This window comes from Mesorhizobium sp. P2_C4 (assembly GCF_056404575.1).
This window is the reverse complement of record NZ_JBFUDT010000009.1, coordinates 37,040-57,332: the sequence shown is the minus strand read 5'-3', so window position 1 is coordinate 57,332 and position 20,293 is coordinate 37,040. Positions and strand designations below refer to the sequence as shown.

At 64.1% G+C, this 20,293-nt stretch carries 21 protein-coding genes; 11 read left to right on the top strand and 10 right to left on the bottom strand.

What is annotated here, in order from left to right; genetic code table 11:
• The first annotated feature begins 12 nt into the window (after nt 1–12).
• Genes AC1DX6_RS26515 through AC1DX6_RS26495 form a run of 5 tightly spaced genes read left to right on the top strand, consistent with a single transcriptional unit; the run spans nt 13 to nt 4,130 of the window.
• A complete protein-coding gene (locus AC1DX6_RS26515) occupies nt 13–999 on the top strand; it encodes an ABC transporter permease (RefSeq protein ID WP_477318839.1) in 987 nt (328 codons plus the stop codon).
• Nucleotides 996–1,826: an ABC transporter permease gene (locus tag AC1DX6_RS26510; protein ID WP_477318837.1), complete on the top strand. Its 831-nt coding sequence runs from the start codon at nt 996–998 to the stop codon at nt 1,824–1,826. Before AC1DX6_RS26515 ends, AC1DX6_RS26510 begins: the two co-directional genes overlap by 4 nt.
• Complete coding sequence (locus AC1DX6_RS26505) at nt 1,823–2,848, top strand: ABC transporter ATP-binding protein (RefSeq protein WP_477318835.1); 1,026 nt, start codon at nt 1,823–1,825, stop codon at nt 2,846–2,848. The genes AC1DX6_RS26510 and AC1DX6_RS26505 overlap by 4 nt, the downstream gene beginning before the upstream one ends.
• The gene (locus AC1DX6_RS26500) at nt 2,845–3,627 is read left to right on the top strand and encodes an ABC transporter ATP-binding protein (RefSeq protein ID WP_477318833.1); all 783 of its coding nucleotides are present in this window, start codon (nt 2,845–2,847) and stop codon (nt 3,625–3,627) included. The genes AC1DX6_RS26505 and AC1DX6_RS26500 overlap by 4 nt, the downstream gene beginning before the upstream one ends.
• Nucleotides 3,624–4,130, top strand: coding sequence for an L-2-amino-thiazoline-4-carboxylic acid hydrolase (locus AC1DX6_RS26495; RefSeq protein ID WP_477318831.1), 507 nt, complete (start codon nt 3,624–3,626; stop codon nt 4,128–4,130). Before AC1DX6_RS26500 ends, AC1DX6_RS26495 begins: the two co-directional genes overlap by 4 nt.
• 1 nt (nt 4,131) lies before the next feature.
• Here the strand turns inward: AC1DX6_RS26495 and AC1DX6_RS26490 are convergent, their stop codons facing one another.
• Genes AC1DX6_RS26490 through AC1DX6_RS26470 form a run of 5 tightly spaced genes read right to left on the bottom strand, consistent with a single transcriptional unit; the run spans nt 4,132 to nt 9,173 of the window.
• The gene (locus AC1DX6_RS26490; RefSeq protein ID WP_477318829.1) at nt 4,132–4,914 is read right to left on the bottom strand and encodes a DeoR/GlpR family DNA-binding transcription regulator; all 783 of its coding nucleotides are present in this window, start codon (nt 4,912–4,914) and stop codon (nt 4,132–4,134) included.
• Between the two features lie 2 nt (nt 4,915–4,916).
• Nucleotides 4,917–5,720, bottom strand: coding sequence for an HAD-IIB family hydrolase (locus AC1DX6_RS26485; RefSeq protein WP_477319144.1), 804 nt, complete (start codon nt 5,718–5,720; stop codon nt 4,917–4,919).
• A 7-nt stretch (nt 5,721–5,727) separates the two neighbouring features.
• Nucleotides 5,728–7,020, bottom strand: a complete 1,293-nt coding sequence (locus AC1DX6_RS26480) for an iron-containing alcohol dehydrogenase (RefSeq protein WP_477318827.1) — start codon at nt 7,018–7,020, stop codon at nt 5,728–5,730.
• A gap of 14 nt (nt 7,021–7,034) precedes the next feature.
• Nucleotides 7,035–8,489 carry a xylulokinase gene (locus tag AC1DX6_RS26475; RefSeq protein ID WP_477318825.1) on the bottom strand — a complete coding sequence of 485 codons (1,455 nt, stop codon included), beginning with the start codon at nt 8,487–8,489 and terminating at the stop codon, nt 7,035–7,037.
• A 6-nt stretch (nt 8,490–8,495) separates the two neighbouring features.
• A complete protein-coding gene (locus tag AC1DX6_RS26470; RefSeq protein ID WP_477318823.1) occupies nt 8,496–9,173 on the bottom strand; it encodes a 4-hydroxythreonine-4-phosphate dehydrogenase in 678 nt (225 codons plus the stop codon).
• A 159-nt stretch (nt 9,174–9,332) separates the two neighbouring features.
• On the opposite strand from AC1DX6_RS26470, the gene AC1DX6_RS26465 reads away from it, so the two are divergent.
• The 5 genes from AC1DX6_RS26465 to AC1DX6_RS26445 all read left to right on the top strand — a co-directional run bounded on the left by AC1DX6_RS26465 (nt 9,333) and on the right by AC1DX6_RS26445 (nt 13,783).
• Nucleotides 9,333–10,715 (top strand): ABC transporter substrate-binding protein, encoded by a 1,383-nt coding sequence (locus AC1DX6_RS26465; RefSeq protein WP_477318821.1) that lies wholly within the window; start codon nt 9,333–9,335, stop codon nt 10,713–10,715.
• Nucleotides 10,716–10,781: 66 nt separating this feature from the next.
• Entirely contained in the window at nt 10,782–11,711 is a 930-nt protein-coding gene (locus AC1DX6_RS26460) for a carbohydrate ABC transporter permease (RefSeq protein ID WP_477318819.1), read from the top strand.
• Between the two features lie 10 nt (nt 11,712–11,721).
• Nucleotides 11,722–12,555 (top strand): carbohydrate ABC transporter permease, encoded by an 834-nt coding sequence (locus AC1DX6_RS26455; RefSeq protein ID WP_477318817.1) that lies wholly within the window; start codon nt 11,722–11,724, stop codon nt 12,553–12,555.
• Between the two features lie 11 nt (nt 12,556–12,566).
• On the top strand, nt 12,567–13,622 hold the full coding sequence (locus AC1DX6_RS26450; protein ID WP_477318815.1) for an ABC transporter ATP-binding protein: 1,056 nt from the start codon (nt 12,567–12,569) through the stop codon (nt 13,620–13,622).
• A complete protein-coding gene (locus AC1DX6_RS26445; RefSeq protein ID WP_477318813.1) occupies nt 13,619–13,783 on the top strand; it encodes a hypothetical protein in 165 nt (54 codons plus the stop codon). The genes AC1DX6_RS26450 and AC1DX6_RS26445 overlap by 4 nt, the downstream gene beginning before the upstream one ends.
• Nucleotides 13,784–13,794: 11 nt before the next feature.
• On the opposite strand, the gene ggt is transcribed toward AC1DX6_RS26445, so the two are convergent.
• The 5 genes from ggt to AC1DX6_RS26420 all read right to left on the bottom strand — a co-directional run bounded on the left by ggt (nt 13,795) and on the right by AC1DX6_RS26420 (nt 19,339).
• Entirely contained in the window at nt 13,795–15,381 is a 1,587-nt protein-coding gene (gene ggt, locus AC1DX6_RS26440; RefSeq protein WP_477318811.1) for a gamma-glutamyltransferase, read from the bottom strand.
• Nucleotides 15,382–15,413: 32 nt separating this feature from the next.
• On the bottom strand, nt 15,414–16,214 hold the full coding sequence (locus AC1DX6_RS26435) for an ABC transporter permease (RefSeq protein ID WP_477318809.1): 801 nt from the start codon (nt 16,212–16,214) through the stop codon (nt 15,414–15,416).
• Entirely contained in the window at nt 16,211–17,122 is a 912-nt protein-coding gene (locus AC1DX6_RS26430; RefSeq protein ID WP_477318807.1) for an ABC transporter permease, read from the bottom strand. Before AC1DX6_RS26430 ends, AC1DX6_RS26435 begins: the two co-directional genes overlap by 4 nt.
• On the bottom strand, nt 17,119–18,204 hold the full coding sequence (locus tag AC1DX6_RS26425; protein WP_477318805.1) for an ABC transporter ATP-binding protein: 1,086 nt from the start codon (nt 18,202–18,204) through the stop codon (nt 17,119–17,121). The genes AC1DX6_RS26430 and AC1DX6_RS26425 overlap by 4 nt, the downstream gene beginning before the upstream one ends.
• A 91-nt stretch (nt 18,205–18,295) precedes the next feature.
• Nucleotides 18,296–19,339 carry an ABC transporter substrate-binding protein gene (locus AC1DX6_RS26420; RefSeq protein ID WP_477318803.1) on the bottom strand — a complete coding sequence of 348 codons (1,044 nt, stop codon included), beginning with the start codon at nt 19,337–19,339 and terminating at the stop codon, nt 18,296–18,298.
• A 247-nt stretch (nt 19,340–19,586) separates the two neighbouring features.
• Between AC1DX6_RS26420 and AC1DX6_RS26415 the strand changes: the two genes are divergently transcribed.
• The gene (locus tag AC1DX6_RS26415; protein ID WP_477318801.1) at nt 19,587–20,288 is read left to right on the top strand and encodes a GntR family transcriptional regulator; all 702 of its coding nucleotides are present in this window, start codon (nt 19,587–19,589) and stop codon (nt 20,286–20,288) included.
• Nucleotides 20,289–20,293 lie beyond the last annotated feature (5 nt).

Genomic DNA, 20,293 nt, shown 5'->3' with positions numbered 1-20,293 from the left:
CGTCTTTAAGCCATGACCCGCGCCCTCACCCTCCTCCGCCGTCGTCTCGTCGGCAGCGTCTTTGTGCTGGCGATCGTCATCATCGGCACCTTCCTGCTGCTCGAATTGGCCCCCGGTGACGCGGTCGACGCTTACATCGTCTCGACCGGAGGCGATGCCGGCATGATCGAACTGCTTCGCCATCGCTGGGGCCTTGATCAGTCGGAGCTGACGCGGCTGGCAAACTATCTCTGGGCGCTGCTGCATCTCGACCTCGGCCAGTCCGTCGCTTTCTCCAGGCCGATCCGCGAAATCATCCTCGAACGCCTGCCCAACACGCTGCTTCTCATGGGCAGCGCCACCGCGCTGTCCTTCGGTCTGGGCTCGGTGCTCGGCATCTATGCCGGCGCCAGGCCTGGCAGTTTTCGCGATCGCTTCCTGTCGATCGGTTCGCTGGCGCTCTATGCCGTGCCGGGCTTCTGGCTCGGACTGGTGCTCATCGTCGTCTTTGCCGTCGACCTGCGCTGGTTTCCGATCGGTGGCATCGAGAGCATCGCGTCGAGCAAGACCGGGCTTGCCCGCGCCGCCGATATCACCGGTCACCTCGTCCTGCCGGTGTCGGCGCTCGGCTTCATCTATCTGGCGCTCTACCTGCGCATGATGCGCGCCGGCATGGCCGAAGTCTGGCGGCAGGATTTTGTCCTGGCCGCCCGGGCCAAGGGGCTGTCGCGCCGCCGTATCGTGCTCGCCCACGTCGCCCGCAACGCGCTGTTGCCGCTGGTCACCATGCTCGGCCTGCAGTCGGCGCAGATGCTGGGCGGCAGCGTCGTCATCGAAAGCGTCTTTGCCGTGCCCGGTCTTGGCCGGCTGGCGCAGGAAGCGGTGGCCGCGCGCGACACCCCACTGCTGCTCGGCATTATTCTCGTCAGCGCTGTGCTGGTCATCGTCATCAATCTTCTCGTCGACATCGCCTACGCCGTCCTCGATCCGCGCGTCGGCGCCAGCGAGGCCGAAGCGTGAGCCCGCTCCGCCGCTTTCTGCGCGCCCCGGAAGCCGTCGCCGGTGCGATCATCCTGGCGGCGCTGTTCGCCATGGCGCTGTCGGCGTCGCTGTTCTTTCCCGGCGACCCGCAAGCCATTGCCGGGCCGGCGCTGCTGCCGCCGTTCCAGGACTGGTCGCTGCCGCTCGGCACCGACCGGCTCGGCCGCGACGTGCTGGCCGAGCTTTTCCACGGCGCCCGCACCTCGCTGGCGGTCGGCCTTGCAGCGGCAGCCGCAGCGTTGGCCGTCGGCGCTGTTGTCGGCACGCTGGCCGGCTTTGCCGGCGGTCTCGTCGACGAGGTGCTGATGCGCATCGCCGACGCTTTTCAGACCGTGCCGAGCTTCCTGCTGGCGCTGGCCTTCGTCAGCGTCGTCGGCCCGTCGCTCAGCGTCGTCGTCGTGGCCATTGCGCTCGGTGCCTGGACCGGACCGGCGCGGGTCGCGCGCGCCGAAGTGCTGTCGATCCGCGAGCGCGACTATGTCGCCGGCGCCCGCGTCATCGGCATGCATCCGCTGGAGATCGCCTTTCGCGAGGTGCTACCCAATGCGCTGCCACCGGTGCTGGCCTTGTCGTCGGTGATCGTCGCCGCCGCCATCCTCACCGAAGCAGCACTTTCATTCCTCGGCCTCGGCGACCCCAATCGCGTCACCTGGGGCGGCATGATCGCCGAAGGCCGAGCAGTGCTCCGCACCGCGCCCTTCCTGTCGATCATTCCGGGCATCGCGCTGGTGCTCACCGTGCTCGGTGTCTATCTCGCCGGCGAAGGCGTCGTCGAGACGACCGCGGTGCGAAGGAGCCTGTCGTGACGGCGCTGCTTTCCATCCGCGATCTGACGGTGAGCTATCGGCGTGATGGTGCCGAGGTGGTGGCGCTGAAGGGTGTGAGCCTCGACGTCGCCGCCGGCGAACGGCTGGCGATTATCGGTGAGAGCGGTTCGGGCAAGAGCACACTGGCGCTGGCGATTGCGGGGTTGCTGCCGGGTTCAGCGTCGATCGAAGGCTCGATCGACTGGTTTCTGCAACAACCGCCAACGCTGGGTGCCAAGGCACCCCCCTCTGTCCTGCCGGACATCTCCCCCTCAAGGGGGGAGATTACGCCCTCACCTCCGCTTTCGCCAATCACCAGCATTGCAGGAATGGCGCCGTCGGCAAAGCTGCCGATCTCCCCCCTAGAGGGGGAGATGTCCGGCAGGACAGAGGGGGGCGCAACAGAACGCCAACTATCCCAATCCGCCGCAAGACCGAGCGACACGCCCCTCCCCGGCCGCGACATCGGCTTCGTCTTCCAGGACCCTTCCGCCAGCCTCGATCCAGTCATGGCCGTCGGCAAACAGATTGCCGAGGTCGCCTACACCCATCTCGGCCTCACATGGCCGCAGGCCTACGCCAAGGCGAAAACCCTCCTCGAACGCGTCCGCTTGCCAGACCCCGACTCGGCCATGCGCGCTTTTCCGCACCAACTGTCCGGCGGCCAGAAGCAGCGCGTGGCGATCGCCGCGGCGATCGCTGCCGCTCCGAAACTGCTGATCGCCGATGAGGCGACCAGCGCGCTGGACACCATCGTGCAGGCCGAGATCGCGGCGCTCATCCGGCAATTGGTGGCCGAGGACGGCATGACGCTGCTGTTCATCAGCCACGACATCGCCCTGGCTGCCGAACTTGCCGAGCGCATCGCCGTGTTCCGGCATGGCGAACTGGTCGAACTCGGAGCGACGACACAGATCATCAACGCGCCGCGCCACGCCTATACGCGCGCGCTGCTCGATGCCCATCTCGGCCTCGATGCCGAACCGCTGCTTGGCCGCGTGACTGTCAGGCTCCCGGCATGAGCCTGCTGGCGGTCTCCAATCTTTCCAAGCGATACCGCCGCGGCGGCAAACCCGTCGCCGCGGTCGATGACGTCTCCTTCCACATCGAACCCGGTGAGACCCTGGCGCTGGCCGGGCCTTCCGGCAGCGGCAAGTCGACCATTGCACGGCTGGTGCTGCGATTGATCGAACCCGATGCCGGTCACATCGAATTCGAGGATAGCAATTTCCTGGCCTTGAACGGCGCTGCCTTGCGCGCCCGGCGCGCGCGCCTGCAGATGGTGTTCCAGGATCCGCTCGCCGCCTTCAACCCGCGCGCCACCGTGGCGCGGGTGATCGACGATCCCTTGCGCATCCACGGCATCGCCTCCCGCGCCGAGCGCCCGCGCCGCATCGCCGCTCTGCTGGAGCGCGTCGGCCTGACCGCCGACCTCGCGCCGCGCGCCATCCATGAAATCTCCGGCGGCCAGCGCCAGCGTGTCGCCATCGCCCGCGCCATCGCGACAAATCCGCCGCTGATCGTGCTCGATGAAGCCGTGTCGGCGCTCGATGTATCGGTGCGCCGACAGATCCTGGAGTTGCTCCTCGACCTGCAGCGTGAGGAACGGATCGCCTATCTGTTCATTTCGCATGATCTTGGCGTGGTCCGTGCCATCGCCCATCGCATCGTCATCCTCGACGCCGGCCGCATTGCCGAGAGCGGCGACGCCCGTGCAGTGATCGACGCGCCGCAATCGGCGATCGGCAAAGCGCTGGTGGCGGCGGCACCGAAATTGAAGAGAAGCCAGGACGCATCATGACCGACCTCGAAACCCGAGCCGAGAAACTGTCGCGCGAACTTGATTCCGCCTTCCGCAACCGGGCCGATCTCTACCGCCTGTTCCTCGATGAATTGACGGACGAGCTCGGCGCCGAAAAAGCCGAGGCGATCATGATCCGCACCATCGAGCAGCGCGGCAAGGAAGTGGCGGCCGCGACCTTCGCCGCCTTCGGCCCCAACGACGCCCGCGCCATCGGCGAGGCGTTTTTGGCCGTCAGTCCGGATGGCGGCCGCATGTATCCGACCGATGTCGAACGCAGCGACGAGCGCATCGCCTTCAAGGTCAAGCGCTGCCCGCTGAAGGATGCCTGGGTCGAGGCCGGCCTCAGTGACGAAAAACTCGCCACGCTCTGCCGCATTGCCGGCGCCTTCGATCGCGGTCTGTTCGAGGCGACCGGCGTGCGCTTCGACAATGTCACCTGGACGCCGGGCCATGGCTCCGGTTGCTGCCATATCGCGCTGACGAATCGGGATCTCGGCTAGATCAGTTGGCCGCGAAAACGTGGATTTCCGTCCCTGCCTCTTCGCTGGCCGCGCGCAATTCGGCCTGCGGTTCACGGTCCGTGACGATGTCGGAAATGTCGCGCAGGGCGCAGACGCGCTCGAGGCTGGCGCGGCCGAACTTGTCGTTGGTCACCACCAGGACGGTCGACAGCGATCGCGACATCATCGCCCGCTTGACCGCCGCCGCACCGGAGATCATGTCGCTCGGACCATCCGCCGTTACGCCCGACGCGCCGATGATAGCGACGTCGGCATTGTAGCGGTTGACGAACTCTACCGTGTCTTCGCCCAGCACGCTGCCTTCGCGGCTATCATAGGTGCCCGGACACAGGATGACGCGAAAGGTCGGATTGGCGCCGGCCACCGACGCGACACCGGTTGAATTGGTGATGATGATCAAATCCCGCTTCAACTGGGAAAGATTGCGCGCCACCTCATAGGTGGTCGAGCCGCCGTCGATCATCACGATCTGGCCCTTCTCGACCAGGCTTGCCGCGCCGCGCCCGATCCGCGCGCGCTCCTCGACCATGGTCAGGCCGCGCTCAGAAATCACCGGCTCCGACGTCACCAGGGAGATCGTCGCGCCGCCATAGGTGCGGTTGAGAAGCCCGGCCTCGCCCAGTTCGATGAGATCGCGGCGGATCGTCTCGCCGGCGACGCCGATGCGCCGGGCCAGCTTCGAGATGCGGATGGAGGCCGAACGGCGCACTTCCGAGAGGATGAGCTCGTGGCGCTCCTTCTTCGTCAGTCGGCCTGGCTCCATGGCTATTCCCGTTCCTTCACTGCAATCAGCGCCTTCGCAAGCTCGGCAAATCCGTCCGCGCCGCGTCCCCTGGTGACGAAGGCGGGCGACGCCGGAAGTTCGCCGGCGAAGTCGAGGACATTAGCGACGCCGACGCTGTTGGGGAAGAAGCCGAACATCGGTGCGTCGTTTGGACTGTCGCCGACAAAAACAACACTGTCCTTGTCGCGGTCGATGTCTATACCGAAACACTCCCGCAAGAATAGCCGGCTTGTCGACAGTTTGTCATAGCCGCCGAACCAGCCATTGACGTGGATGGACGAGATTTTCGCTGTCGCGCCATGGCGCCGGAAGATGTCGACGATCCTCAGCACGTCGGCCTTGGGCAGTGGCGGCACATCTTCGCGGAAATCGATCGCCAGATCGGCCTCGCGATAGGCTTGATCCGCCGCCACCGCGGCACCCGGAATTTCCGCGAGCACGTCCCGCTCTATCTCCCGCAGCTTCGCGGCATCGGCCTGCCGTTCGGTGGCACTTTTGGCGTAGTGGCGAACGATACGCTTGCTGGCGTCGTCATAGCGAAAGTAGAAAGCGCCGTTCTCGCCGATCACGCCGTCCACCGGCCATTGCCGCGCGATCAGGTCGCACCAGCCGGCTGGCCGGCCGGTGACAGGGGCGACGATGAAGCCTGCCTGCTTCAGCCGCTCCAGCGCCGAATAGGCATTGGCCGGCAGCCGGCCCTTGTCGGTCAACGTGTCGTCGATGTCGGTGAGCACGACGCTGATCTTGCGCCGGTCCTCGACCGTGAAATCCGCCAAGGCGCGCAGCACCCGCTCAGGCCTCTGCCGGCACTGGCGCGAGCGACGAAGCCGCAACATCGAGCATGGTGTACCTGTCGCGGATCAGCCGCGCATTGGCGACCGCTTCGTCATAAAACGCAGGCGGTATCGCTACGTCTTCAGGTGTGGTCGGCGCGCCGACCGCAAGCAGGGCCTGCGCGATCTCGCGCGCCGGCCGGGCAACCTTGGCGAGCTTTTCACGATGCGACAGCCAATGCCTGGCCAGCATGGCGTTGATGGCGGCGGCTCGTTCGCGTTCGAGGATCTTTGGCTTGAACGCAGCCCAGCAGGAGCGCCCGAGAGTCTCGCCAAAAATCGCGGTGAAGCGATCCGGTGTGTCTGATGTCGGCGACAGCTGCAGCGCAGGAAGCGCCAGCACCCGCTCCTGCAGCCGTGCCATGGTCAGCGTCGTCACCGCGATGTGTTCGCCGTGATGCGCCTCGGGCAATCCCTGGCCGCGCATATCGATGTAATGCGCGATGAGATGCTCGCCCTGGCTGGCCGGATAGGAGCCGCCGCACAGCGTCATGCCGAGGCCCGACATGACGAGCGTGCGCACCAGCACTTCCATTGCCGCGAGATCGCCTGACCTGAGATCGCCGGCCTTGGCGATGAGCGCCTTCTCGTCTTCGGCCAGAAGCATGAACGGCGCCTCCCGGTACGGCGTGCCGATGAGAAGATGCGCCATCAGCCAATCGGTCTGGGCGGTTGGCCGGGCCATCGAATCGCCGAACCCGGCGGCGATCAGCCGGTGCGGCGCCCGCGCCATCACGTCGAGGTCGAGGAAGACGCCGACCGGCAGTGTCGCCGTCAGCGACTTCTTCAGCCCGTCCTCGGTGATCGCCGCCGATACCGATGTGTAGCCGTTCATCGACGGCGCGGTACCGAACACGGCGTAGGGTTTTTGGGAGAGATGCGCGGCATATTTGGTGATGTCGTTGACCGAGCCCGATCCGACCGCGACAAGGCCGCTGGCATTCTGCGTGCGGGCGATGACCGAGCGCACCGCGTCCATGTCAGGGTGCGGATGGCGCGGCAGGATGATCTTGTCGACATCGCCCGTGCTGCGCAGTGCGATCGACACCCTCTCGCCCAGCGCCAGGCGGGTATCCGGATCCATGACGACGGCGAGCTTGCGGCCGAGCGGCAGCGGCGCCACCAGCGTATCGGCCTCGTCGCCAAGGCCGCGGCCGATGACGATGGTTTTCAACGGCACCGACAGCATGCCGCCGCCATCCGGATCAGGCAGCGTGCCGGCGATGAGGCGATCGAGCATTTGTCTGGACATGGGATGCCGTCCGGTCAGTCGTGGAGTGGTGCCAGCGCGTCGAACAGCGTTCGATAGCGCCGGTAGCTTCTGTCGTAGATTTCCCCGGCTACGGGGTTTGGGTCGATTGTCTCGATGCGGCCAGCCAGCCCTTCAGCGGCTTCCTGCACCGATGTGGAGAGGCCGATGGCTGTGGCTGCCAGGATTGCCGCACCGATCGGCGAGGCATCGGCGGCGCTGGTGATCTCCACCGGCCTGCCGCTGACATCGGCACGGATTTGCGCCCACACGCGGCTGCGCGCGCCGCCGCCCGAAAGCCTGATGCGACGGGTCGCAATGCCGAGTTCGCTCAGCCGGTCGACCACGTCGCGCATGGCGAAGGCACAGCCTTCGAGAACCGCGCGCGCGCAGGCCGCCCTGCCATGGAAGGCCGTCAGCCCGTAGAAGGCGCCTCGCGCGCCGGCGATCCAGCGCGGCGCCATGGCGCCAGACAGCGCCGGCAGGAACAAGAGATCGTTGCAGCCGGGCGCTATCGACGATGCCAGTTTCGACATCGCCGCCGGCGAGCTGACGCCGAAGGTCGACAGGAACCACGTCACCGCGCCGCCTGAAAGCCATCCTGGATTGGAGACGAAATAGCGGTCGCCGAGGAAGCCGTGTGTTTCGACTAGACCGTTCGGATCGATGCGAAGCGTATCTGAAATCGCGCCGACCACTTCGGCGGTGCCGAGATTGCAGGCGACGACGCCAGGCACGACAACGCCGGCGCCTATGGCGGCGGAAAAATCATCGCCGGTGCCGACCGCCAGCGGTATCCCCTGGGGAAGCCCGGTCAACTCCACGCCGGCGCGCGTCAAGGTTCCCGCCACCGCCGACGCGTTGTCGATCTCCGGCAGCCTTGTCACGTCGATATCGAAAGCGGCCAGCAGGTCGCCGGCATAGGCCCGCTCCTTCAGCCCGTAGAGCATGGTCGTCGAAGCCAGCGCGTGGTCGATGACGGCGCGGCCACACAAGGCGGCGACGACAAACGACACCGGCTGGTGCCAGCGCACGGCGTGCCGTGCTTCGGGCAGGTTTCGCGAAGCCCAGCGGATCTTGGCCGCCATGTGCGTCGCGTCGAGAACGAGGCCGGTACGCTCGCGGATGAAGCCGGCATCGATGCCTGCGGTTTCCGCCGCTGCCCGGCGATCCATCCAGATGATGCAGGGCGCCAACGCTCGGCCGTTGCGGTCAACCGCAACACAACCATCGAGCTGGCCGGCAATGGCCATGCCCTTAATGTCGGAAGCGGTCAGCCCGGCTTTCTCAAGCGCGCCTGCAATGGCGGGCTTCAAGGCAGCGAGCCATAGCGCCGGGTCCTGCTCGGCCCAGCCCGGCGCCGGGAAGACCGGCTGGTAGGGCACGCTTGCCTCGCCACGCAGCCGCAAATCATCGTCGACGACGACTGCTTTCAGGCTCTGTGTGCCGAGATCGATGCCGACGACTGCCATGATGCCTCAGACGCGTTCGCAATCCGCGAGGACATCCCGCAGCTGCGAAAGGATAGAACCTTTCGTCGGCGAATAGGAGCCGTCGAAAACCGCGGTGCCGATGGTGAAGGCATCGGCGCCGGCCTGCTTGATCGCCTTGATTCGCTCGGCCGAGGCAACGGCGCCGGCAACGATGAGATGTGCCGCCTGGCCAAGCCCGCGCCGTGCGGCGCGAACCAGCTCGATCGGGTCGGCCTCGGTGGCGCGGTAGGCGAGGATGTCGCATCCGGCACAACCCTTTTCAGCGAAGGAGCGGCAATCGGCTTCGACATCGGCGGCCGAGCCGCCGAGCTTGGTCGGGTGGCCGACCGGCTTGCCCGGGAACGGATAGTATTGCGTGTCGCTGCCTTTGAGCAGCTGCATGATCTCGTCGACCTGCGTGCCGCCCAGCAGCCGATGGATGCCGAGATCGCGGGCGATGCGCGCCGAGTTCAGGCAGGCCTCGGGTGTCGTCGAAACGACTTCCATATAGGAGGTCGCACCGGTCCGGTGGATGGCGCCGGCAAGTGTCCGCAGCACCTCCGGTGCAACACCGATATCCTTGAAGCCGACATGCTTCAGGCCGACCGGCTCGATCAGCGCCACGAGATCGAGACAGTCCTCGACCGTGCGATCGTTGCGCGTCAGCATGAAGATGAAGTCCATTCGAAATTCCCTTGGCCTGTCGGAAAGCCGGCTCGCTGCCGGCCTGTTAGCATCACCCAACCAATTGTTGCAAGGTGCCACATTTTAATTTGCAGTACTACACATTTTGTGACAGAACGGGCGCCAGCTTCGCCAGGCACGCTCCGAGGAGAGAGAAGAATGCTCAAGTTGCTGACTCGCGGGAGTACCGCATCCGGACTGCTCGTTGCCGCCGCCCTTATGTGGCAAGTCACACAAGCGGCGGCGTGGAGTTTGGAAGAGGCATCAAAGCCTTACAGCGGACAGACCATCCGCATGGTCGGCGAGTCGCTGCCGCCGCTTGAAGCGCTGAAGAAGATGGCGCCGCAGTTCGAGAAACAGACCGGCATCCATGTCGAAGTCGAGATGTACGAGCACTCGGAAGCCGTCAACAAGGTCCAGCTCGATCTCAACTCACACCGCGGCCGCTACGATGTCATCATCCAGCCGCACCGCGAACTCGGCAAGTTCGCCACCAACAATCATCTCATCGAAATCTCCAAGATGATGGCCGATCCGGTGCTGCGCGATCCGACCTTCGAGCCGGAAAAGCAACTCTACCAGACCGCCTGGCACGAGATCTCCTGGTATGACGGCAAGGAGTACGGCTTCCCCTTCACCGTGCTCAACATGTTCATGTGGTATCGCTCGGATCTGCTGGCCGATCCCAAGGAACAGGCCGGCTTCAAAGCCAAATACGGCTATGACCTCGCCCCCGCCCAGGACTGGAAGCAGTACCGCGACATCGCCGAATGGTTCTATCGCCCCGACCAGGGCTTCTATGGTACCGCCCTGCAGGGCAAGCGCCACGAAGCACTGTGGTATGAGTGGCTCAACTTCCTCTATTCCTTCGGCGGCGATGTGCTCGACGTGAAGAGCGGCTCGGCCTGCGGCCCGGTCATCGTCAACAGCCCGAAGGCCGTCGCCTCGCTGGAATACTACAAGAGCCTGCTCCAATTCTCGCCGCCAGACAGCCTCAACTATTTCTGGGACGACGTCATGGCGCTGATGCAGCAGGCCAAGGTCGCCGAGCTGATCATGTGGAACGACGCCACCTATGCCGTGTCGGTCGACACCACGGCGTCGACGGTTGTCGGCAAGGTCGGCTTCGACCTCGTGCCGCAAGGCGATGGCGGCAAGATCGGCCAGGTCGAGGGCTGGACCTACCTCATCCCGGTCTATTCGAAGAACCCGCAGGCGGCTTTCCTCTTTGTCCAGTGGATGATGGGCTATGGCCGCCAGCTTGAGCAGCATCTCAATGGCGGCGCCTCGGGCCGGCCCGACGTCTATGCCTCGCCGGAGGTGCAGAAGCTGCCCTACGCCAAGGCCTCGATGGCAGCCAACGAGCATGCGGTGCCGAAGGCGACGCTGCCGCAATCGGCCGAGATGACCGACATACTGGTGCGCGAACTCTCCTCCTATCTCGCCGGCGAGAAGGAAGCGCAGGCGGCGCTCGACACAGCGGCGACCGACATCTCGACGCTGCTCGGTTCTTGCGCGCCAATGACCTATCCGGCACGATAGGCCCCGAGCGTCGCGCAGAGGCTACCCGCAGCAGCGGGTAGCCGCTCTTGTACCCAGGAATTGCCCGTGACCAACCGCACTCCATCGTCCCGCGGAATGCCGCTCCTTGACCGTGGAGTGGGGCCGCTGCTGATGCTGCCGGCGACGCTGCTGGTTGTCGTCTTCCTGGTCGGCCCGTTCTACTACATGGTCTATACGGCGCTGACCGATCTCAGCTTCGCCGATGCCAGCCATTCCGGCGCCTTCATCGGTTTCGACAATTTCCGCAAGCTGATGCGCAACGATCCGTTCTTTTGGGCGTCGTTCCTGCTGACGCTGAAATTCGTCCTCATCGCCGTGCTGCTCGAATTCCTGCTTGGCTTCGCGCTGGCCTTCCTGATTTTCCGCTTCGTCGCCAGCCAGCGGCTTTTGACCACGCTGCTGCTCATCCCGATGATGATCGCGCCGGTCGCCGTCGGGCTGATCTGGCGCCTGCTTTTGCAGGGCGACTTCGGCATGCTCACCTTCTACATGCGCAAGATCGGCCTGTTGGCGCAGAACGCGGCGGTGCTTTCGGCTCCCGACCTGGTCTTCCCGACCATTGTCGCCATCGATGTCTGGCAGTGGACGCCCTTCGTCACCTTGATCATGCTGGCCGGCATGATGAGCCTGCCCAGGGCGCCATTCGAGGCGGCGATGATGGACGGCGCAAAACCGTTTCAGATCTTTCGCGATGTCATGCTGCCGCTGCTCAGGCCCGTCATCGCGCTGGTGCTGCTGTTGCGCGGCATCGACGCCTTCAAGGAATTCGACAAGGTGTTTTTGATGACCGGCGGCGGTCCGGGAACGTTGACCGAACTGGTGTCGATCTACGCCTACCGCGTCAATTTCCGCAACTGGGACCTCGGCTACGGCGCCGCTGTCGCCTTCATGATCTATCTGGTGGTGCTGATCCTCTGCTCGGTCTTCTACAAGGCCGTCTATTGGACGGGCAGCAAGCCGGCGGCTGCGTTTTGAGGGCGCGGCGATGATCGACCAATCCACCAACCGCGCCTGGAAGAGCTTCGCCTGGGCCGTGCTGCTGGTTGCGGTCGTGGTGGCGCTGACGCCTTACGTCTGGATGGTGTTGGCCTCTTTCAAGAACCGCGTGGACCTGTTGTCCTCGACGCCGAAGTGGATTTTTCCACCGACGCTCTCCAACTACCCGGCCGTCTTCATCGACAAGGAATACTGGCCGCTGGCGATCAACTCGGTGCTGATCTCGGTATCCTCGACCGCGCTCTGCATTCTCATCGGCGCGCCGGCGGCCTACGGCTTTGCCCGATCGGACTTTCCTGGCAAGGAAGACCTGTTCTTCTTCTTCCTCACCACGCGCATGGCGCCGCCGATTTCGATCGCCGTGCCGCTGTTCCTGTTCTTCACCTCGCTTGGCCTGATCGACACCATCTATGCGGTGGTCATCGCCCACACCTCCTTCAACCTCTCGCTTGTCGTCTGGATGATGCGCGGCTTTTTCGCCGAAATCCCCAAGGAGATCGACGAAGCCGCGATGATGGATGGCCGCTCGCGGCTCGGTGCTTTCTTCTTCGTCGTCGCGCCGCTGGCCGCACCCGGCATCGGCGCGACAGCGGTGCTCTGCTTCATCCTGTCGTGGAACGAATTCCTCTACGCCTTCATCCTCGTCGCCTTCGATGGGCGTCCGCTGACCGTCGGCATACCCGGGCTGGTGACGCCGCACGGCACGCTTTGGGGCCAGGTCGCGGCGGTCGCCATCGTGGCGACGCTGCCGATCGTCCTCTTCACCTTCCTTGTCCAGAAACAGCTCGTGCGCGGCCTCACCTTCGGCGCGGTCAAGGGTTGAACGGAGTTTGCATGGCAATCGTTTTCGACGGCGTCACCAAGGCCTTCCCGGACGGGACGGTGGCGCTGCAGGCGCTTGATCTCGCGTTCAATGAAGGCGAATTCCTTGTCCTGCTCGGCCCCTCGGGGTCCGGCAAGACGACGGCCTGCCGGCTGCTCGCCGGCCTCGAACGTCCGACCGCCGGCCGCATCATGGTCGAGGGCCGTGATGTCACCGACCTGCCGCCGCGCCTGCGCGGCATGGGCATGGTGTTCCAGAACTACGCGCTCTACAGCCACAAGAGCGTCTACGAGAACATCGCCTACCCCTTGCGCATCCGAAAGATGCCGGCCGCCGAACTCGACCGCAGCGTGCGCGCCATGGCCGAGCTGCTCGAAATCACCCGCTATCTCGACCGCCGGCCGTCGCAACTGTCGGGCGGCCAGGCGCAACGTGTTGCCGTTGCCCGCGCCCTGGTCTGGCAGCCCAGCCTCTGCCTTATGGACGAACCGCTTTCCAACCTCGACGCCTTGCTCAGGCTTCACATGCGCACCGAACTGAAGCGGCTGCACCGTGAGTTGAAGAAAACCTTCGTCTTCGTCACCCACGACCAGGAAGAGGCGATGACTTTGGCGACAAGGGTCGCGGTGCTGCGCGAGGGCGCGCTGATCCAGTTCGACGATCCGCGTGAAATCTATCGCCGGCCCGCCAACCGCTTCATCGCCGAATTCATCGGCCGTCCCGCGATGAACACCTTTGACGGTCATGTGCGTGGCGGCATCTTTCACGCCGACGGTTTTTCCTGCCCCTTGCCCGGCCGGCCGGATGGTCCGATCACCCTCGGCATCCGTCCGGAGCAGATCCAACTCGTCGATGCCTCCGCCGGCGATGCGATCAACTTCGCCGTCGATGTCGTCGAACTGGTCGAGCCGGATGTGCTGATCTTCGCCAGGAGCGAGGCCAACGCCCTGATCGTTAGGACCGTCAACAACGATCGCGCCTACGATCCCGGCCAGACGCTGCATCTGCGCTTTCCCGCGGCGGCGCTGCATGTCTTCGACGCGGCAACGGGAGCGCGCCTCCCTTGAGCACGCTGCTTGCGTTTGTCCCACTGCTCGCGGCAGCCTTCGTCTGGTGGCTGTTCTACCGCTTCAACAGTTCGAGGCGCTGGTTCTCGACCGGCGAGCTGATCTTCTGGGACGCCATCGCGCTGGTCATCCTGCAACTCGTCTGGCTGATCTGGTTCTAACCTACACCTTGTCAGTAACCCAGCGCGCAACCGTCCTTGCGCGGATCGGAGGCGCCGGTGAGCGTGCCCTTCTCCCAGTCGATCAGCACCACTTGACCGCCGCCATGCGGCTCTTCGGCGATCGACACCTGATGGCCCCGCTGGCGCAAACCCGCGATCGCCTCGGCTGGAATGCCGCGCTCCGCCAGCACGGCGTTCTCTTTGTAAAACACCCTTGGCGCATCCAGCGCCTGCTGGGGGTCCATGCCGAAATCAAACATGTTGGTGAGCAGGTGAACATGGCCGAACGGCTGGTAGCCGCCGCCCATCACCCCGAACGGCATCACCGCCCGGCCGTTTTGTGTCACCATGCCCGGCATGATGGTGTGCATGGGACGTTTTCCCGGCGCGATGCGGTTCGGATGGTCCGCTGCCAGCTGAAAGCTCTTGCCGCGATTCTGCAGCACCACCCCTGTCTTCGGGCCGACCACACCGCTGCCGAACGAACCGAAGGTCGAGTTGATGAAGCTGACAGCGTTGCGATCGCGGTCGACCACCGAGATGTAGACCGTATCGCTCGGCTGCAGCTCAAGCCGGGGCAGATGCGTCATGGCGCGCGCCGGATCGATCGCCGCGCGCAGCCGGTCCGCACGGGAGCTGGACAACAGCTGCGCGACCGGGACGTGGGCGAAATTCTGGTCGCCGACGAAATTGTCGCGATCCTGGTAGGCGAGCCGCCCGGCTTCGATCTCGAGGTGAAGCCGCTCGGCGCCGTTCGGTTCCAGCGCGCCCAGCGCAAAGCCCGAAAGCACATTCAACATGATCAGCGCCGTCAGGCCCTGATTGTTCGGTGGCATCTGATGGACGTCGTAGCCTCTGTAGGAGGTGTTCACCGCGTTGACGTAGTCGCCTTTGGTCGCGGCGAAATCGCCCAGCGCATGCAACCCGCCGAGCGCGCGAAGGCGCGCCACCAAGTCGTCCGCGACCGCGCCTTCATAGAAACCGGCGCGTCCCTGCCTCGAGACGATACGCAAGGTTTCAGCCAGCTCCGGTTGTCGGTGCAGGTCACCGGCCTGCGGTGCCCGACCGTTCGGCAGGAAGATCCGCGCGGCATGTTCGTCAGCGGCGAGCAGGGCGACCTCGTCAGCCCAATCGAAGGCGACGCGGTCGTGAACGACATAGCCCTGTTCGGCATAGCGTATGGCGGGCGCCAACGCGGCGTCGATGCCTTTGTTGCCGTGATCCTCGAGCAGCCGGCACCAGGCGTCGATGGCGCCTGGCACGGTGACGGCATGGGGGCCGGCTCCAGGCAGTTCGCTATGGCCCCGGTCCAGATACCATTCGGCCGTTGCTGCAGCTGGTGAACGCCCTGAACCGTTGAAGGCGAGAACCTCGCCTTCGCCCTTCGGGCAATAGAGAACGAAGCAATCGCCGCCGATACCGGTCGATTGTGGCTCGACGACCGCCTGCACCGCTGCCGCACACACCGCCGCATCCATCGCATTGCCGCCGGACCGCAACATGTCGATCGCCGCCAGCGTCGCCAGCGGGTGCGATGTCGCGGCCATCGCTTCCGTCACGCGAACCGGCGACCGTCCGGGGAATTGAAAATCACGCATGCAGGTTAACTGTCCAATCTACTAAGGAATATCTAGCGCTTGCGGCCAAAAAGCTGTGCTGCCGAAAGCAGCACCACCGACAGCACGATCAGGCACGTCGAGATCGCAGCAATCGTCGGATCGATCTGGTCGCGCAGCGCGCTGAACATGCGACGTGTCAGCGTCGTCGTTTCGCCGCCGGATATGAACAGCGACACCACCACCTCGTCGAATGAGGTGATGAAGGCAAACAAGGCGCCGGACACGATGGAAAACCGGATCTGCGGCACGGTCACTTGCCAGAAGGCCGCCAGGCGTCCGGCGCCCAGGCTGCGTGCGACGCGCTCCTGGTTCATGTCGTAGGACCGAAAGCCCGAAAGGACCGTCAGCACGACCAGCGGCAGCGCTTGCACCGTATGCGCCAGCACCAGGCCGGTCAGCGTGTTGTTGAGACCGATGCGCGCATAGAGAAAGAACGTGCCGATGCCGATCAGGATAACCGGAATGATCAGCGAGGCGGTCAGCACCGCATTGATGAAGCCGGCAAAACGCAGCGCGCCCGAATTGAGCGCATAGGCCGCCGCGACGCCGATCGGTGTCGCAACGATGGTTGTCAACACCGCCGCCTTCAGCGAGACAATCGTCGCATCGCGCCATTCGACCGACCGGAAATAGGCCTCGTACCACCGCAGCGACCAGCTTTCCGGTGGGAATTGCAGCAGCGTCGAGCCGGAGAATGACATCGGCACGATGATCAACGACGGCACGATGAGGAACAACAGCACAAGAGCGCCAACTGTATAGAGCCAAAGCCGTTGCCAGTGTGAAATCGGCAGGCCGAGATCGTCGTTCATCGCGCACCCCACACGCTGGTCGCCCGCGCGCCCAGCAGCCACCGGAACAGGCCGAGCAGGCCGAGCGTGACGGCGAGCAGAACGACGCCCAGCGCGCTGCCGGCGCCCCAGTTGGAGTAGAGGCTGGTGGTCTGCTCCATGCGCATCGCCCACATGATGACCTTGCCGCCGCCCATCAAGGCCGGGGTGACGAAGAAACCGAGGCACAGAATGAAGACGATGACCACGCCGGCGGCGAGGCCCGGAAGCGAAAGCGGAAAGAATATCTGCCAGAACGTCGCCGTCGGCGGAGCGCCGAGGTTCATCGCCGCGCGCAGATAGTCGGCATCGATCGCCTTCATCGAAGCGTAGAGCGGCAGCACCAGGAGCGGCAGCAATATATGCGTCATGCCGATGACGACGCCGGCGAAATTATGCGCGAGCGGCAGCGGCTGGCTGATGACACCAAGATCCAGGAGCCAGGTGTTCAACAGGCCCTTGCGTTGCAGGATCACCAGCCAGGCGTAGGTGCGCACCAGCACCGACGTCCAGAATGGCAGGATGACGAAGATCAGGCCGATGGAGGCAGTGCGCCGTGGCAGCTGCGACAGCATATAGGCCAGCGGATAGCCAAGGAGAACGCACAGGCCGGTGACGATGAAGGCCACTTCGAATGTCGTGATGAAGGTCCTGACATAGGACGCCTGCTCGACAAAGCGGGCGTAGTTCGCACCGCTCAACGCACCGGTCTCGTCGAACAGCGAGAGCCAGAACAGCCAGCCGATCGGCAGGACGATGATGATGCCGACCAGAACGATGCCGGGAGAGCAAAGGCCGAGCAGAGCCAGGGACTCGCGCCGGGCGTCGGCGTTCAGCACGTCCGCGTTCAGGCCGTCGCGGTCTGCAAGGTTTGCGGACGCTGTGCTCATATCTCGTCCGCCAACAGGATCGCATCTTCCGCGTCGATGCGAAGCCGCACCGGTTGACCAGCACCAGGCAGGCGGGCCAGCACGTCGCCGCGGCAATAATCGCGCAGCGCGATCTGCTGGCCATCCGCCAGAGTGGAATAGCAGATGAAACTGTCGCCTTGATAGACGATGTCGCGCACCGTCGCGTCGAGCAGGTTGGTCTTGGCAACAGGCTCGGCATCGGTGGCAAGCCGCACCCTTTCGGGCCGCACCACCAGCCAGTGCTGCCCTGGCGAAGGCAAGGGTGACGCCGTACAAACCCGCTTTGCCGCGTACCAGACACTGTCGTTGCGGCATTCGACGGCAAGGAAGTTCGATTCGCCGATGAAGCCGGCGACGAACTTGGTGCGGGGCTTGGCGTAGAGCGTTTCGGGGCGGTCGAGCTGCTCGATGCGGCCTTTGTTCATCACCGCGATGCGGTCCGACATGGTGATCGCCTCGCGTTGGTCATGGGTCACGTAGACGGTGGTCATGCCCAGCCGGCGGTGCAGGCTGCGCAGCTCGATCTGCATATGCTCGCGCAATCCCTTGTCGAGCGCCGAGAGCGGCTCGTCCATCAGCACGATGCGCGGCTCGAACACGATCGCGCGCGCCAGGGCGACGCGCTGGCGCTGTCCGCCTGACAATTGGTCGACCCGGCGGTCGGCCAGGCCCTGCAACTGCACCAGATCGAGCGCCTTCTCCACGCGCTCGGCCGTTTCCGCTGCGGGCGTCCGGCGCTGCTTCAACGGAAAGGCGATGTTGTGGAAGACGTTCATATGCGGAAACAGCGCATAGTTCTGGAACACCATGCCGATGTTGCGCTTGTGCGGCGGCTTGGTGATGACTTCTTCGCCGCCAATGCCGATGCTTCCGGCATTGGCGCGGACGAACCCGGCCAGGATCATCAGCAATGTCGTCTTGCCCGATCCCGACGGGCCCAGCAGCGTCAGGAATTCACCGGGAGCCACATCGAGGTTCAGGTCGCTGAGAACTGGCACGCTGCCAAAACGCTTGGCGATACCTCGAATGTTGATCGGCGGCGCCGAACGCGCGATGGACAATTTCAGTGCTCCTTTGAAAATCTGCGGCGCGAAAGCGGACAGCGGGCCGACCGAACCTGCATCGGCCCGCTGCATCAGCCAATCATCGATGTCACTGCTGGATCAAATTGTCGAACTTCTCCTGCGCCTCGATCAGATGATCTCCCCAGAAGGCCGGGTCGAGCAACACCTGCTTCTTGACGTTTTCCGGTGCCGAATTGATGCCTGGAATCTTTTCGGCGGGGATCTTGCCGGTGTCGAAGGCCTTCTGATTGACCGGACCGTTGGCGATATAGAGCGGCAGGTTCGCCTGAATGTCCGGCTTCAGGAACATCGCAAGCGCCTTCATCGCGGCGGCCTTGTTCTTGGCGCCCTTGGGGATCACCATGCAGTCGGCCGTCAGCACGCCCTGATCGTAGCTGTAGCTGATCGGCGCGCCTTGATCCTTCAGCGTGCTGGCCCTGCCGTTCCAGATACTGGCCATGTCGACCTCGCCGTCCTTGACCAATTGCATGGCCTGCGCGCCGGATGTCCACCAGGCGTCGACATGCGACCTGATCTTGTCGACTGATTTCAGCGCGCGGTCGATGTCGAGCGGGTAGACCTTGTCGAGAGGCACGCCGTCAGCGATTGCCGCCACGGTCAGGGTTTCGGTCGCGAAGGCCCCGCCCAGGGCGCGGCGGCCCGGGAATTTTTCGACGTTCCAGAAATCGGCCCAGGTCTTCGGTCCGTTCTTGCCAAAGACGTCCGTGTTGTAGACCAGGATAACGGAATAGTAGGTGATCCCGACCCAGTCGTCGTGGACGAGGTTAGGGTCGATGCCACTCGAGTCGATCTGACCATAGTCGAGCTTCTCGAACAGCCCTTCTTTCGTTCCCCGCGCGCATTCGTCAGCGCCGAGTTCGACCAAATCCCATTTGACGGCGTTGCCGGTCACTTGCAGCCGGACGTCATCGAGTCCGTTGGTGGTATCTTCCTTGATGGTCATGCCCAGCGCCTCGGCGGTAGGCTTGAAGAAGGCCTTCGACTGGGCTTCCTGATAGGATCCGCCCCACGAAGCCACTGTGATCGTTTCCGCCGCGAGCGCAGCCGGCGCCAGGCAACCGACCAGCCCTGTCACCGCCAATGCGCTGACAAACCTTGATTTTCTCATCATCATGTTCCCCATATTGGCCATTGTTTCGGCATTCTATTTTGTATACAATTTTGAATGTAACTAAATGGGAAAAGAGATGTCAACTTGAAAGATCGCATTTTTCGGCAATGGGAAGTCGCTGCCTGACGGGATCGGACAGCCTCGGCTCCCGCGATCTTCGTGATCATGCTAGTCGTGAATGGAACAAATGTTTTGGGGTGGCCGCGGTCGGCGGAGTGCTCCTTATGGATGGATCGGAAGCTGCTCTATGCCCACGAGAAAAAAGAACACGCTTCGCGAATCGGTCTACGGATCGATGAAAGCGATGATCGTCACCGGACAGCTCCCTCCAGGAGCGCGCGTCACCGAGAACGATCTGGCGCTCAGGTTGAAAGTCAGCCGCACGCCGGTGCGTGAGGCGCTCAACCGGCTTGAGCAGGAAGGCCTGGTGGTCGGCCGCCCGCGCCAGGGCTACCTCGTCAAGGAATTCGACATCCATATGTTCCGCGAGGCGTTCGAGATCAGGGAATTGCTGGATGGCTATGCGACCGAGCTGGCGACCGCCAAGGTCACGGCTGCGGACAAGGAACGCCTTCGCGAAATGGTGCGGGAATGCGAGCGCCTGGCCGCGCAGCCAACGCGCGGTTCGGATGACATGTTCCAGGAACTGCAGATCGGCATGGACATCCACCGCACCATTGCCCAGATCAGCGGCAATGTGATGCTGTGCAGCCTCCTGAACGGCATTCTCGACAAATGCCAACACTATGTCTGGATCGAACTGCTCAGGCTGGACGAATGGGGAATAGCCCGCGACGAGCATTTTGAGATCGTCGAGGCAATTTGTGCTGGCGATGCGGCGCGGGCGGTCGAGCTTACCCGCGCGCACATTCGCGGATCGCGCAACAACATCCTTCGCTTGCTGCAGGCAAAATCCGACTACCAGACCTTTCTTGCCCGCGCCTCGTAGCGCGG